Here is a 14,515-nt window from a genome sequence, read left to right on the forward strand (position 1 = left end):
ATGAAGCTTCCCTCATCCTGCCTGCCCTTCGGGGCAGGCATTTTTCTTCTGATCAGCTGCCTTACCGGCTGCGGCGGGGCGAAAGCGCCCGATACTTCGACCGAATTGTTTGCGCTGGTGCCTTCCGAGAAGAGCCACATCACCTTCAACAACCAACTCACCGAGGGGTTGAACACGAATGTGCTGCTGTACGAATACTTTTATAACGGAGGAGGGGTAGCCGTGGCGGATGTGAACGGAGACGGATGGGAGGATCTTTATTTCACCGGGAACATGACGGACAACAAACTTTATCTGAATAAGGGCGGTTTGCAGTTCGAGGACGTCACCGATGCGGCGGGAGTAGCGGGGCGGCCCGGTCCCTGGAAGACGGGGGCCTGTATCGCCGATGTCAACGGCGACGGCCGGCCGGATATCTTTCTCTGTTATTCCGGGAAGGTTCACGGGGCCAGGCGGATCAAGCAACTGTTCATCAACGAAGGACCGGATACCGCCGGCGTTCCGCACTTCAGCGAGCAAGCGGCCAAATACGGCCTGGCGGATACTGCTTATACGACGCAGGCGTATTTTTTCGATTATGACCGAGATGGGGATCTCGATCTTTTACTGCTGAACCATAACCCGAACAACCTGCCGATGCTCAACGAGGTGAGCACGGCGGCGATCTTAAAAAAGGACAACCCGGATTGCGGCGTTCGACTGTTGCGCAATGACGGCGGCCATTTCACCGATGTGACGATAGCGGCGGGCATCAGCAGCAGCGATCTTAGCTATGGGCTGGGTGCGGGCATCGCCGATATCGACGGGGACGGCTGGCCGGATTTTTATTTGTCGAATGACTATGCGGTGCCGGATTATCTGTATATCAACCAGCGGGACGGACATTTCGTCAACCGGTTGCCAGAACGCATTGGACATACCTCGCAGTTCTCCATGGGGAACGCCGTGGCGGATATCAATAACGACGCGCGCCCGGACATCTTTACGCTGGATATGCTGCCGGAGGACAATCACCGGCAGAAGCTGCTCTTTGCACCGGACAATTATGAGAAGTTCGATCTGAACTTACGCAGCGGATTTTATTACCAGTACATGCGCAATATGCTGCAGCTGAACAATGGCGATGGGAGCTTCTCGGAGATAGGCCAACTGGCGGGCGTATCCAATACGGATTGGAGCTGGGCGCCGCTCTGGGCCGATTACGACAATGACGGGTGGAAGGACCTCTTCGTGACAAACGGCTATGTGCGGGACTATACCAATATGGATTTTATAAAATTCATGGAGGGGTATACCAGCGCCAGGGGCCGGCTAAGGCGAGAGGATGTTCTCGACATCGTGGATCATATGCCTTCTTCCAATGTGACAAGCTACTTATTCAGGAGCGACAGCGGGCGGCATTTTTCGAGTATGGGTTCACGTTGGGGGATCCATCAGCCCAGCAACAGCAACGGGGCGGCATGGGTGGACCTGGATCATGACGGCGACCTGGACCTGGTGGTGAATAACCTGAACAAGGAGGCCTTTGTCTATGAGAACCGTGCCGCTCAACTGGGGAAGAATCACTGGCTGCAGGTGCGGTTGAAAGGCGCGGGGATGAATACGGCGGGGGTCGGGGCGAAGCTGACGTTGTTCGATAAGGGACGGTTGCAATATTTGGAGCAGGAGCCGGCGCAGGGATATGAGTCCTGCGTGAGTCCGATCCTGCATTTTGGCTTAGGGGTGTCGGCAACGGTGGATTCTTTGCGGGTTGTCTGGCCCAGTGGCCGGGTGCAGGTGTTGCGGGGAGTCGCTGGAGACCGGGTGTTGACCCTTGACGAGAAGGAGTCAGGGGGGACCGAATGGCGGTCCCCACCGATACCGGCGGCCTTGTTTCACGAGGTGGCGTCGCCCGCACCGGTAAAGCTGACGCCGGCGGGGATCAACGATTTCAAACGGCAGCCGCAGCTGGTCAGCGCCTTATCCTATTCGGGTCCCTGTATGGCAAAGGCGGATGTGAACGGAGATGGGATCGAAGACCTCTTCGTCGGCAATACGGGTAAACTCTTTCTTGGCCGGAAGGATGGGGGGATGACGGTCCTGGCGGTCCCGGCTTTTGCGGCCGACAGCGGCAGCGTGGACGCCGATGCGCTGTTCTTCGACGCGAATGGGGATGGCAAGATCGACCTCTATGTGGCCAGCGGCGGGTATCATCATTACCAGCCCGACGATGCACTGTTGGACGATCGCTTATATCTTGGCGACGGCAAGGGCCATTTTGTCCGGGCTGCCGGCGCCTTGCCGCCGATGCGCGTAGCCAAAGGCTGCGTGCGGACCGCAGACGTGAACGGGGATGGCGTCACGGACCTCTTCGTCGGGGGCCGGGTCATCCCGGGACAATACCCGATGTCGCCGGCAAGCTATCTGCTGGTAGGCGACGGCAAAGGACATTTCAGCGACAGGACGGCCGAACTGGCGCCGGCCCTGCGCAACCTGGGTATGGTGACCGATGCGGCCTGGGCCGACCTGGACGGCGACGGAAAGCCCGAGCTGGTGGTTGTCGGCGAATGGATGCCGGTGAAGGTGTTCAGGGCAGAGCAGGGGAAGCTGGTGGATCGTAGCGGCGCCTTTCTCGACCACGAATACAGCGGCTGGTGGAACCGGCTTTTGATCGACGATGTCGACAAGGATGGGAAACCGGAGATCTTCATAGGAAATCTGGGGGCGAATGCCCAATGCCGGGCGAATGATCAGCATCCGGCCGAGCTGTATTATAAAGACTTTGACGGCAACGGGGCGATCGATCCCGTACTGTGCACCTATATCGGCGATACGAGCTATCCCTTTATGACGCGCGACGAGCTGATCGCACAGGTAAGTGGGATGAGCCAGAAGTTCCCCGACTATAAGAGCTATGCAGATGCGCGGCTGACGGATATCTGGCCGGCGGCGGCCGTCGCAGGCGCGGGCCATTTGCGCGCCAACTGCCTGAGAACGGTGTCGCTCAGGCGCGGAGCGGATGGCCGGTTTCATGAGGCGCCGCTACCCGTCGAGGCGCAGTATTCGCCCGTGTATACGATCACGGCGCTGGATGCCGACGGGGATGGAAATAAAGATCTGCTGCTCTGTGGCAATGTCACCCATTCACGGCTCCGGCTGGGAAAATATGACGCCAACTATGGAGTGCTGCTGAAGGGGGATGGAAAGGGCGGATTCCGGTACCTGGAGCAGCCTGTGTCGGGTTTTCATTTACGGGGAGACGTACGATCGGCAGTGGAGTGGGGGGGGATGCTGCTTTTCGGTGTAAACGGGGAAGGGATAAGGTGTTATGCCCGAAAATAAAGTTTTTTTTCCGTCAAAATAGATGTTATTTTGACGCTTATGCTTACTTCCCAGGTAGCTCAGAAATTCCAGGAGATCTTCGCGAGTAACGGCGCTTTGCTGGTCCGGTCTCCCGGTCGGGTCAATCTCATCGGCGAACATACGGATTACAACAACGGCTTTGTGCTTCCCGCCGCCGTCGACAAGGCCATTTACCTGGCGATAGCGCGGCGTCCCGACGACGAGATCCAGCTGTTCGCTATGGACCTTGGCCAATCCTACCGGGGCCCGATCCGGCCGCCGCTGACCCCATCGGCGCTGCACTGGCCCAACTATATCCTCGGGATAGTCGAGCAACTGCAGGGGATGGGATTTACGATCGGGGGCTTCAACTGTGTCTTTGCCGGCGATATCCCACTGGGGGCGGGGATGTCCTCTTCCGCGGCGCTGGAGAACGCGGTGATCTTTGCGTTGAACCTGATTTTCGGGTTGGGGCTGGACCCGATGACGATGGTAAGGCTGTCGCAGAAGGCCGAGAATGAATTTGTGGGCTTGCAATGCGGCATCATGGATATGTTCGCCAGCATGTTCGGACGCAAGGACCAGGTGATCCGGCTGGACTGCCGGTCGCTGGAATACACGTATTTTCCATTCAAGGCCCCCGGGCTGCGCATTCTCCTGCTGGACACGCAGGTGGAGCACTCGCTGGCCTCTTCCGAATACAATGTGCGGCGGCAGCAGTGCGAGGCCGGCGTGAAGCTGGTTCAGCGGCATCACCCGGAGGTGAAAAGCCTGCGGGACGTGACGCTTGAGATGTTGTCGGCGCATGTAGCGCCGGTGGATGAGCTGATATGGCGTCGGTGCAGCTTTGTCGTGGAAGAAAATGCCCGGGTATTGTCGGGTACCGAAGACCTGTTACGGGGTGACCTGGCCGCCTTTGGGGAGAAGATGTATGCTTCGCATGACGGGCTTAGCCAAAAATACGAGGTCAGCTGCGCCGAGTCCGACTGGCTGGTCGGGCAGGTTCGCGGGGTCGAAGGTGTCATCGGCGCCCGGCAAATGGGCGGGGGATTCGGAGGGTGTACGATCAACCTGGTGGAGGAGGAATTGATCGATGGACTGGTGACGCGCCTGGCGCCATTATACCGGGAGGTGATGAAGCGCGACCTGAAGTGGTATATCGGCCGGATCGAAGATGGAACGTCTGCTGTGTAAACAATTTATTGCTATATGAACAAGATCTTCCTCGCGCCTTTGGCGTTGGCAGCCGGACTAATGGCTGGTTGCGGTGGTAATGGTGACGGTGCACCCGCGGGTGCGGATACGGCGGCCGCGGCTTCGAAGGCCGTGCCGGCGTCGCTGCCGGATGTGGCGGCATTCAACTCCACGGTGGACGGTAAACCGACGACTCTGTATGTCCTGAAAAATACAGGAAAGGTTTCCGCGGCGATCACCAACTATGGCGCGCGCGTGGTGAGCCTGCTGGTGCCGGACAAGAACGGGGTGCTGACGGATGTGGCGCTGGGCTATGACAGCATCGGGCCCTATGTTCATGGACCCGAGACCTATTTCGGGGCGATCGTCGGCCGTTACGGCAACCGGATCGCAAAGGGGAAGTTTAAATTGAACGGGAAAGAATATACACTTGCCACCAATAATGGACCTAATTCCCTGCATGGCGGAAAGAAGGGTTTTGGCGCCGTGGTGTGGGATGGGAAGCAGCTGAATGACTCGACGGTGGAACTGACGTATCTGTCGAAGGATGGGGAAGAGGGGTATCCGGGGAACCTGAAGGTTTCGGTGACCTACACGCTGGCCGGCGATGGGCTGCGGATCGACTATTCAGCGACAACGGATAAGGCGACGGTCGCCAATTTGACCAATCATACGTACTTTAATTTGAACGGACAGGGGAGTGGGACGATCAATAACCATATTATACAGATCTCCGCCAGCCGGTATACACCGGTAGATTCCACGCTGATTCCCACAGGGAAGCTGGATTCCGTCGCCGGGACACCGTTTGACTTCCGGCAGCCGACGGCTATTGGCTCGCGGATCAACCAGGACAATCAGCAGTTGAAATATGGGAAGGGATATGATCACAACTTTGTGCTGGATAAGTCTGCAACGGCCGTTACCATTTCCGGCGATCAAAGCGGTATCGTTATGAAAGTGACCACCGACCAGCCTGGAGTCCAATTCTATGGCGGCAACTTTATGACAGGCGCCAATACGCTGAAGGGTGGCAAAAAAGATGATTACCGCGGGGCCTTCTGCCTCGAGACGCAGCATTATCCCGATTCCCCGAACCAGCCTTCATTCCCTTCGACCGAGCTGAAGCCCGGACAGACCTGGCATTCGACGACGGTGTATGCGTTTGGGCGGTAGGCATTAGCCTAGTGATCGTTCAGCGGAAGGCCGCGGCGCTGGAATTCCTTCCAGTTGAGATATTCAGGGCCGACACGCTGCTCGACCATGGAGATGCAGCCGTCGACGGGACAGACGAGCTTGCAGAGGTTGCAACCGACGCATTCGTCCTCTTTTATCGTATACTCATTATAAGGCTGACCTCGGGTCAGCCTTATCGATTGATGGGAGGCATCCTCGCAGGCGATATAGCAAAGACCGCAGTGGATACATTTATCCGGATCGATGCGGGCGACGATATGATAATTGAGATCGAGGTCCTCCCAGTGCGTGAGGGTCGGGACGGAGCGGCCGATGAAGTCGGTCGTAACCGAGAATCCTTTTTCATCCATCCAGTTACTGAGTCCTTCGCAGAGATCGTCGATGATGCGGAAGCCGTGCTTCATGACGGCGGTGCATACCTGCACCGTGGTAGAGCCCAGCAGCATGAACTCCGCAGCATCGCGCCAGGTGCTGACGCCGCCGATGCCGGAGACGGGGACCTTCGAAGTCACCGGGTCCTGGGCGATGGTCGCGAGCATCTTGAGGGCGATGGGTTTTACGGCCGGCCCGCAATACCCCCCGAACGTCGACTTTCCCCCGACATTGGGATTGGGAATAAAGGTATCGAGATCGACTCCGGTGACGGATTGGATGGTATTGATCAACGAAAGCGCGTTGCTCCCTGCCTCTACGGATGCCCGGCCGGTAGGAACGACGGAATGCACATTCGGCGTGAGCTTGGTGATCACCGGGATCGTGGCCGCTTCCATCACCCATTCCACGACCAGCCGGGCGATGTCCGGATCCTGGCCGACCGCCGCCCCCATGCCGCGCTCTGTCATCCCATGAGGGCAGCCGAAGTTGAGCTCGATTCCGTGGGCGCCTGTGTCCTGTACCTTCTTTATCAGCTCGTGCCAGCTGTTGCGATCGTTGTCCGCCATGAGGGAGACGATCATGGCGCGATCGGGAAAGAGGCGGATGCATTCCTTTATTTCCCTGAGGTTGATGTCCAGTGGCCGGTCGCTGATGAGCTCGATATTGTTCAGGCCCATGACGCGGCTGCCGTGGTAATCGACGGCCGAATACCGGGAAGAGACGTTTTTTACCTGGCTGCCAAGGGTCTTCCAGACGACCCCTCCCCAGCCGGCTTCGAAGGCGCGAATGACATTCACCTGTTTGTCCGTGGGTGGCGCGCTGGCCAGCCAGAAGGGGTTGGGGCTTTTGATACCGAGGAAATCGGTGTGTAAATTAGCCATGGTAGATAAAGTTTAGGATCGCGGCGGCGGCGTCTTTGCCGGCTTGCACGGCGTCTACGACCTCTTTGCCGCCGTTGACATTGTCGCCGCCGGCGAAGACGCCGGGGAGATTGGTTTTGGCCCCGGCATTCGTCGTTAGGCGGCCGTTTTTGTGTTCGAGACCTTCGGACTCCACGAGGGATTCGAAGGGGGTCTGGCCCGCGGCCTTGATGACCATGTCGACTTCGAGCTCGAGGGTGCGGCCGGTGTCGATCGGGCTGCGGCGGCCGCTTGGGTCAGGTAATCCCAACTCCATTTCGCTGCAGGTGAGTTGGGTGACGCAGCCGTTGTAGCCCGTGATCGCTTTCGGCGCAGCGAGCCAGAGAATACGACAGCCGTCCGTCTTTGCAAGGTTCAGCTCGGCTTCGGTACAGGGCATCTCGGCCTGCGTACGGCGATACACCAGCGTTACTTCTTTTGCGCCGAGTCTTCGCGCCTGCGTGGCGGCGTCGATCGCGGTCATGCCCATGCCGATGACGGCGACCTTGTCGCCGACGGGTACCGCGGGATAGCCATCGGACCGGATCGAATAGATGAATTTCAATGCGTCGACCACTCCGTCGAGGTCTTCGCCGGGGATATCCAGGCGACGGGCAAGGCCGACGCCAAAGGCGAGATAGACGGCGTCATACTGTTGCCTGAGCTGAGTGAGATGGATGGTCCGGCCCAGTTCCTGTTCGTATTGGATGGTGATGCCGCCAATGGAGAGAATGTATTGGAGCTCTTCGGCGCAGAATTCGGGGGTCACCTTGTAAGCGGCCACGCCATAGGTCATTAACCCGCCACCGTTCGCCTCCTTTTCAAAGATCGTCACCTCGACTCCCGCCCGCGCAAGCACATGCGCGGCGCTAAGACCCGAAGGGCCGGCGCCGACGATGGCGACCTTTTTTCCGGTGGGAGCCGCCTTTTCGAAGAGATGCCATTTTTCCGTGATCGCTTTTTCTGTCGGATAGCGCTGCAGACGGGCGATAGGGATAGGCGTCTCTCCCATGAGATTGTAGACGCAGGCGCCTTCACAAAGCTTTTCGACCGGGCAGACGCGGGAGCAGCCACCGCCCATGATATTCGACTCGAAGATCGTATGCGCCGAACCCTTTAGGTTGCCGGAAACTATTTGTTTAATGAATTTCGGAACATCGATACCCGTTGGACAGCTTTTGGTGCAAGGTGCATCATAGCAATACAGGCAGCGGTTGGCAGCGACCAACGCCGAATCCGGCGTCTCGAAAGGAGGATGGATGTCGGAAAAATTCGCCGCATATTCGGCCTCGGTAAGCCGGTTTTTCTGGATCATAATTCAGTCAATTTACCATAGGTTTCCGGCCGGCGATCGCGAAAGAACTGCCAGACGCTGCGCACCTCGTCGATCTTGGCGAGGTCGAGATCAGCGATCAGCAGCTCGTCCTTGTCTTCGGAGGCCTGGGCAAATATCTGACCGCGTGGGTCGACGAAATAGCTGCTGCCATAAAAGCGTCCGAGATTCCAGGGTTTCTCTTCGCCCACCCGGTTGATGCAACCCATGAAATAACCGTTGGCCGCGGCATGGGCCGGCTGCTCGAGCTTCCAGAGATATTGGCTCAGCCCTGCTACCGTGGCGGAAGGATTGTAGACGATCTCCGCGCCGTTGAGGCCAAGGACGCGGGCGCCGTCCGGGAAGTGGCGGTCATAACAGATATACACGCCGACCTTGGCATAGCGCGTCTGGAACACCGGGTAGCCGAGATTGCCGGGCTTGAAGAAGAATTTCTCCCAGAACCCGGAAGTATGGGGGATATGGTTCTTTCGATACTTCCCCAAAAACGTTCCATCCGCATCTATCACCGCAGCCGTATTATAAAGCACCCCGGCCTGCTCTTTCTCATACACCGGAACGATCATCACCATGCTGTATCGCTTTGCATATTCCGTCATCCGCTGGATCGTCGGACCGGGTACCGGTTCGGCGGAAGCATACCAATCGCTGTTCTGACCGGGACAGAAATAGGGCGTATTGAAAATTTCCTGCAAACAGAGTATCTGCACGCCTTTTTTTCCGGCCTCCTCGATAAGAGGAATATGTTTTTGGAGCATGGCTTCCTTTATCTCTTCGATGGTGCCTTCGCCTTCCGTTTTAGGAAGACTCATTTGGATGAGACCGGATTTGATGATTCTTGGCATATTTTATTTCTTTTGATGAATTGGCCATACCCTTTTTCGACGAGACATTCATTGTTGTCGATCGCGACCTGGCCACGGAGGAGGACTGTCTTCACTTTTCCGGTGAGTTCCCATCCCTCATACGCCGAGTAGTCGACATTCATATGATGGGTCTTGGCGGAAATCCTATGCTTCTCATGGGGATCGAAAAGGACTATATCGGCGTCACTGCCCGGAGCAAGGGTGCCCTTGCGCGGCCACATCCCGAATATCTTCGCCGCGTTGGTAGAAGCGACCTCGACATATTTATTGAGACTGATGCGACCCTTGCCCACGCCTTCGGTGAACAACAGCTCCATGCGGTTCTCGATGGCCGGGTGCCCATTGGGTATCCTGGAGAAATCTTTTTCGCCCATCAGCTTTTGTTTCCAGAGAAAGGGGCAGTGGTCGGTGGCCACGACGCGGACCAGCCCCTGGTTGATGCCGGCCCAGAGGGTCTCCCGGTCCTTGGCCTTGCGCAGCGGCGGACTCATCACCCATTTGGCCCCTTCGAAATCTTTTTCATAGAGATCGGCGTCGAGGAGCAGATATTGGATACAGGTCTCGACGAAAACGGTCTGGTTGCGGCGCGTAGCCATGCGGACGGCGTTGAGCGCCCCCTCACAGGTCAGATGCACGATATAGCCGGGGCAACCGGTGTAATTGGCGATGTCGGCAAAACGGGCGCTGGCCTCCGCCTCGGTGACCTCGGGCTGGGAGAGATAGTGATAGAGGGGAGAAAGCTTGCCTTCGGCGCGATGTTTGGCGATGAGATAGTCGATCATATCGCCATTGGTAGCATGGACGGTGACAACACCGCCATGCTTCTTCACCTCCTGCATGAGAGCGGTCATCTGGCGGTCGTCGATCATCAGGGCGCCCTTATAGGCCATGAATGTTTTGAACGAAGTAATCCCTTCCTCTTCGACCATCTGCCGGATCTCCTGCTTTGTTTCGTCGTTATAGTCGGTCACTGCCATGTGGAAGCTGTAGTCGCCGACGGCGGTGCCCCGGGCCCGGCCGTTCCATTCCGCGAGGGCTTCGTGCAGGGTATGACCCTGTTTTTGCAGGACGAAGTCGATGACGGTGGTGGTGCCGCCGAAGAGGGCCGCGCGGGTGCCGGTCTCGTGGGTATCGCTGGAGAAGGTGCCCATGAACGGCATGTCGAGGTGGACGTGTGGGTCGATGCCGCCGGGCATCACCAGCAAGCCTTTGGCATCGATGGTGGTCCCGGCGATGGGCGGCAGGCTGGTGCCGATGGCGGAGATCCGTTCTCCTTCGATGAGGATATCGCCGGTGAACTCGTCGGTGGCCGTGATGATCCTTCCGTTTTTAATCAATACTGACATAGAATTCCTTTTTTAAATGAGGCCGCATCAGCAGCCCGTAGCAGGCGCCGGCGAGGGCGAAACCGACAAACCACGCATAATTATACAGCCCGACGAGCCATGCGGGGAAGCTGCCGGCGCCGGTCACCCCGATGGTGACGAGGAAGCCCGGAACGTTGGGCAGGATGCCAAGGACCAGGCTGATGACCGCGCGCCTGTTGAAGCCACCGCTATAGCGATAGATGCCATGGGGATCGTAGAGATCGTTCAGGGAAAGCTGCTGGCGCCGGATGAAATAATAATCTACGATCAGGATGCCGCCGACGGGTCCCAGCAGGCTGCTGTAGCCGACGAGCCAGGTGAAGATATACCCGGAGGGATCGGCCACCAGCTTCCAGGGAAAGATGAGGATGCCGAGGATACCCGTGATAAGGCCGCCGGTTCGGAACCGGATCCGGGCCGGTGCGAGGTTGGCGAAGTCGTTGGCGGGGCTGACGATATTGGCGGCGATATTGGTCGCGAGGGTGGAGATCGCGACGGCGATCATGGCGATGCTGACCAGGAGCTTGCTGTCGAAGCGGCCTGCCAGCGCCACCGGGTCCCAGATCGTCGTTCCATAGATCATCGTCGTGGCGCTCGTGACGACGACGCCGATAAAGGCGAAGAGCGTCATCGAAGGCGGCAAGCCGAGGGCCTGGCCTTTTACCTGGGCTTTTTGGCTGACGGCGTACCGGGTGAAGTCGGGGATATTGAGGCTTAGCGTCGCCCAGAAGCCGACCATGCCCGTGAGACCGGGTATGAAGAAGTCCCAGAAGGCCCCGGGGGATGTAAGCTTCGAGGGTTGGGTGAGGATGGGGCCAAGGCCGCCATGAACACTGCCGATCGCCCAGAAGAGGAGGGCAAGAGCCGCGAGCGGCAGGAAGAAGGCTTTAAAGACGAGGAGTTTCCTGATGCTGTCGACACCGAGGTATACCACCCACATATTGAGCCCCCAGAAGAGCAGGAAGCAGATGGCTGGGCCGGTGGCGAGCCCGAGGGCTTTTGGCAATGCCGGCAACTGGTCGAGCGCGGGTATCCAAAGATGCAGCATCTGGTAGAGAGCAAAACCGCCGATCCAGGTCTGGATGCCGAACCAGCCGCAGGCGACGATGGCGCGGAGCAGGGCGGGGATGTTGGCGCCCCGGGTGCCGAAGGAGGCCCGGGCAAAGACGGGGAAGGGGATGCCATATTTTGCGCCGGCACGGCCATTGAGGATCATCGGGACCAGCACGATGCTGTTGCCGAGGAAGATGGTGAGTATCGCCTGCCACCAGTTCATCCCACCGCCGATCAGGCTGCTCGCCAGCATATAGGTCGGGATGCAAAGGCTCATGCTGATCCAGAGGGCGGCATAGTTCCAGGTCTTCCAGGTGCGGCGGTTCGGCTCTACCGGCGCCAGATCTTCGCTGTACAAGGAGGAGGAACGGCTCATTTGTTTAGACGATTGTATTGTTTCAGGATACGAAGGACCGCTTCCTTCGGCATTCCATAGACGGTATTCCCATTGATACCGGTGAGTGTCTTGCCGGCGAACAGGGCGTTGACGATCGCCTCTTCGGTGGCTTCGATCGTAGCGGTGAACAGCGCGTTGATGTGTTCATTGGGGATCGTCGTCACGTTTTCGTTATCGGTATTGCTGAAGGCGTGCGGATTGGCGGTGGAGAAGACAATGAAGATATCGCCCGAGCCGTTGCCGCCGATGCCTCCGGTGCGGGTAACCCCAAGGGGTATGCGTTGAGCGAGCCGTTTCAGCTGGCCGGGGAGCAGGGGCGCGTCGGTGGCGAGGACGACGATGATGCTTCCCGTTTCTTCGCGGGGTGGTGTAGAGGCCAGGCCAAGGGGTTGCTTGTCCATCGTGAAGGGCAGAGTGTCTTGCAGCGCTTTGCCGACCGGAACGCCGGCGATGGTGAGCTGGTTGCGGCTGCCGTGATTGCATTGGACGAGAACGCCGACCGTATAGCCGCCCGCACGTTTGTCGAGCACCCGGGAGGCCGTGCCGATGCCGCCTTTGAAGCCATAGCACATCATGCCGGTGCCGCCGCCGACGCCGCCTTCGTCGACCGGGCCGCTGCGGGCGCTGTCGAGGGCGCGGAAGACATGATCCTTGTGTACATGCTGGCCGTTGATATCGTTGAAGATGCCGTCGTAGGTCTCGGCGACGACGGGATACGCATACCAGTAATCGTGATAGAAGGGGGTATAGTAATGGTGCTGATCCATCCATTGCCAGGCCGCGTCGCGGACTGTCCCTACATTTCCGGTGTTGGTGATGAGGATCGGCGTTTCCAGGAAGCCCGATTCGGTGATCCAATGGGTGCCGGTCATATCCCCATTGCCATTCAATGTATACCAGTTGGCAAAGCAGGGGGCGAAGGTGGTTCCGCGGGGAAGGATGGCGGTGACGCCCGTGCGGATCGGACCCTTGCCCTTGACTAACGGGCCGTCGCCGCTGATGAGGGTTGTCTGGCCGACGGTGACGCCCGCGACGTCGGTGATGGCGTTGTAGGGTCCCGGGCTGCCGTCAAAGGGTACGCCGTAATCCCTTGCGCGCCGCTGCTGCGCAGCGGCGCCTAGCTGCAGTAAGAGAAGAAGGAATGCTATTCTCATGCTAGTCAGTTACGTGTGCATCTGCAATCGTCAACGCATCGCTGATCATCGCCAACCCTTCGTCGATCTGCTCACGCGTGATGCAAAGGGGTGGCGCGATAAACACATAGTTCCAGCGCACAAAGGTGTACATCCCGAGCTGTTTCAGCCGGGCCGCCACCTGGTTCATCACGGTCATCTCATCGGGTTTGGCGTTGAAGGGCGCCATCGGTTCTTTCGTCTTCCGATTCTTTACGATCTCGAGACAGCCGAGAAGACCGGTGTTGCGCCAGTCGCCGATACAGGGGTGTTTCTTTGTCAGTTGCGCGACGCGTTCGTCCACATAGCGGCCCATGGCGGCGGCATTCTCTATGAGGTTCTCGTCCTCATAGATCTTCAGCACTTCCAGCCCGGCGGCACAGGAGACAGGGTGGGCTGAATAGGTGAGGCCCAGCCATAGAACGCGGTCGTTGAAGGCATCGGCTATTTTGTCGGTGACGATCAGCGCGCCCAGCGGCAGGTAGCCGGCGGTGATCCCCTTGGCGGTGGCGATGATATCGGGGACGACGCCATGCAGCTCGCAGGCAAACCACTTTCCGGTCCGGCCAAAGCCGCTCATGACCTCGTCGGCGATGAGCAATATGCCGTATTTGTCACAGAGGGCGCGGACCTTTTGCAGGTAGTCCGGCGGATACTTTATACAGCCCGACGTGCCGCTTTCCCCTTCCATGAGGATGGCGGCGATGCTATCGGGTCCTTCGAACTCGATGATCCTTTCGATATGGGACACGCATTCCCGGTGGCAGGTGCTGATCTCCTGGCTCCAGGGGCAACGATAGCAGTAGGGGTCTTCGACATGGATGAAGTTGGGCGCTTGCTGGCTGTCGGCAGGGAGCTTCCGCGGATCGCCACCCGCCGTCATCGCGCCATAGGAACTGCCGTGGAAGGCACGGTAGCGGGCGATGATCTTGTGGCGGCCGGTGTAGAGGCGGGCGAGCTTTATCGCGTTCTCGATGGCGGTGGCGCCGCAAACCGTGAAGAGCGTTTTTGTCAGGTTACCCGGAGTTATCTCCGCGAGTTTCTTTCCGAGCTCGCCGCGGGCTTTTGTCACGCAGGAAGGTGTGACATAGCTCACTTCCTGCATCTGCCGCACCACGGCGTCGGTGACCCGCTGGTTGCCATGCCCGATGTTGACGTTCATCAGGCCGGAGGAGAAGTCGAGATAGCGTTTCCCGTCGTAGTCGTAGAGATAGACCCCTTCGGCACGCTGGACGGCGATAGGGTTGAGGCCTTTTTGTTTCGACCAGGAGAAGAGGGTGTAATCCAAATTGTCTTGTAAAATCTCCTGGGTTTCGGACAGAGTGCTTGGTTGCGGCATAT

10 protein-coding genes are annotated in these 14,515 nt (G+C 58.4%); 3 read left to right on the top strand and 7 right to left on the bottom strand.

All coding sequences use genetic code 11. From position 1 onward, the window contains the following. From VHE34_RS13515 to VHE34_RS13525, 3 genes are read left to right on the top strand one after another with little or no spacing between them, the layout of a single operon-like run. A complete protein-coding gene (locus VHE34_RS13515; protein ID WP_325588726.1) occupies positions 1 to 3,321 on the top strand; it encodes a VCBS repeat-containing protein in 3,321 nt (1,106 codons plus the stop codon). A 39-nt stretch (positions 3,322 to 3,360) separates the two neighbouring features. After that, positions 3,361 to 4,515: a galactokinase gene (gene galK / locus VHE34_RS13520; protein WP_325588728.1), complete on the top strand. Its 1,155-nt coding sequence runs from the start codon at positions 3,361 to 3,363 to the stop codon at positions 4,513 to 4,515. Positions 4,516 to 4,530: 15 nt separating this feature from the next. Then, on the top strand, positions 4,531 to 5,691 hold the full coding sequence (locus VHE34_RS13525; protein ID WP_325588730.1) for an aldose epimerase family protein: 1,161 nt from the start codon (positions 4,531 to 4,533) through the stop codon (positions 5,689 to 5,691). Between the two features lie 8 nt (positions 5,692 to 5,699). Here VHE34_RS13525 and preA read toward each other — a convergent pair whose 3' ends face one another. Genes preA through VHE34_RS13560 form a run of 7 tightly spaced genes read right to left on the bottom strand, consistent with a single transcriptional unit; the run spans position 5,700 to position 14,513 of the window. Then, the gene (gene preA, locus VHE34_RS13530; protein WP_325588732.1) at positions 5,700 to 6,968 is read right to left on the bottom strand and encodes an NAD-dependent dihydropyrimidine dehydrogenase subunit PreA; all 1,269 of its coding nucleotides are present in this window, start codon (positions 6,966 to 6,968) and stop codon (positions 5,700 to 5,702) included. Beyond that, positions 6,961 to 8,301 carry an NAD(P)-dependent oxidoreductase gene (locus tag VHE34_RS13535; protein ID WP_325588734.1) on the bottom strand — a complete coding sequence of 447 codons (1,341 nt, stop codon included), beginning with the start codon at positions 8,299 to 8,301 and terminating at the stop codon, positions 6,961 to 6,963. The genes preA and VHE34_RS13535 overlap by 8 nt, the downstream gene beginning before the upstream one ends. Next, positions 8,298 to 9,164 (bottom strand): nitrilase-related carbon-nitrogen hydrolase, encoded by an 867-nt coding sequence (locus tag VHE34_RS13540; RefSeq protein WP_325588736.1) that lies wholly within the window; start codon positions 9,162 to 9,164, stop codon positions 8,298 to 8,300. The genes VHE34_RS13535 and VHE34_RS13540 overlap by 4 nt, the downstream gene beginning before the upstream one ends. After that, positions 9,128 to 10,531, bottom strand: coding sequence for a dihydropyrimidinase (hydA, locus tag VHE34_RS13545; RefSeq protein ID WP_325588738.1), 1,404 nt, complete (start codon positions 10,529 to 10,531; stop codon positions 9,128 to 9,130). Before hydA ends, VHE34_RS13540 begins: the two co-directional genes overlap by 37 nt. Beyond that, positions 10,515 to 11,981, bottom strand: a complete 1,467-nt coding sequence (locus VHE34_RS13550; RefSeq protein WP_325588740.1) for an NCS1 family nucleobase:cation symporter-1 — start codon at positions 11,979 to 11,981, stop codon at positions 10,515 to 10,517. The genes hydA and VHE34_RS13550 overlap by 17 nt, the downstream gene beginning before the upstream one ends. Then, positions 11,978 to 13,156 (bottom strand): P1 family peptidase, encoded by a 1,179-nt coding sequence (locus VHE34_RS13555; protein ID WP_325588742.1) that lies wholly within the window; start codon positions 13,154 to 13,156, stop codon positions 11,978 to 11,980. Before VHE34_RS13555 ends, VHE34_RS13550 begins: the two co-directional genes overlap by 4 nt. A gap of 1 nt (position 13,157) precedes the next feature. After that, on the bottom strand, positions 13,158 to 14,513 hold the full coding sequence (locus VHE34_RS13560) for an aminotransferase class III-fold pyridoxal phosphate-dependent enzyme (protein WP_325588744.1): 1,356 nt from the start codon (positions 14,511 to 14,513) through the stop codon (positions 13,158 to 13,160). Between the last annotated feature and the right edge of the window lie 2 nt (positions 14,514 to 14,515).

The organism is Puia sp. (assembly GCF_035546395.1).
Classification (GTDB): Bacteria; Bacteroidota; Bacteroidia; order Chitinophagales; family Chitinophagaceae; genus Puia.

Bases quoted from the DNA above. Each gene is read 5' to 3' on its own strand.
- VHE34_RS13515 (WP_325588726.1), top strand. From the start codon at position 1: ATGAAGCTTCCCTCATCCTGCCTGCCCTTCGGGGCAGGCATTTTTCTT.
- galK (WP_325588728.1), top strand. From the start codon at position 3,361: ATGCTTACTTCCCAGGTAGCTCAGAAATTCCAGGAGATCTTCGCGAGT.
- VHE34_RS13525 (WP_325588730.1), top strand. From the start codon at position 4,531: ATGAACAAGATCTTCCTCGCGCCTTTGGCGTTGGCAGCCGGACTAATG.
- preA (WP_325588732.1), bottom strand. From the start codon at position 6,968: ATGGCTAATTTACACACCGATTTCCTCGGTATCAAAAGCCCCAACCCC.
- VHE34_RS13535 (WP_325588734.1), bottom strand. From the start codon at position 8,301: ATGATCCAGAAAAACCGGCTTACCGAGGCCGAATATGCGGCGAATTTT.
- VHE34_RS13540 (WP_325588736.1), bottom strand. From the start codon at position 9,164: ATGCCAAGAATCATCAAATCCGGTCTCATCCAAATGAGTCTTCCTAAA.
- hydA (WP_325588738.1), bottom strand. From the start codon at position 10,531: ATGTCAGTATTGATTAAAAACGGAAGGATCATCACGGCCACCGACGAG.
- VHE34_RS13550 (WP_325588740.1), bottom strand. From the start codon at position 11,981: ATGAGCCGTTCCTCCTCCTTGTACAGCGAAGATCTGGCGCCGGTAGAG.
- VHE34_RS13555 (WP_325588742.1), bottom strand. From the start codon at position 13,156: ATGAGAATAGCATTCCTTCTTCTCTTACTGCAGCTAGGCGCCGCTGCG.
- VHE34_RS13560 (WP_325588744.1), bottom strand. From the start codon at position 14,513: ATGCCGCAACCAAGCACTCTGTCCGAAACCCAGGAGATTTTACAAGAC.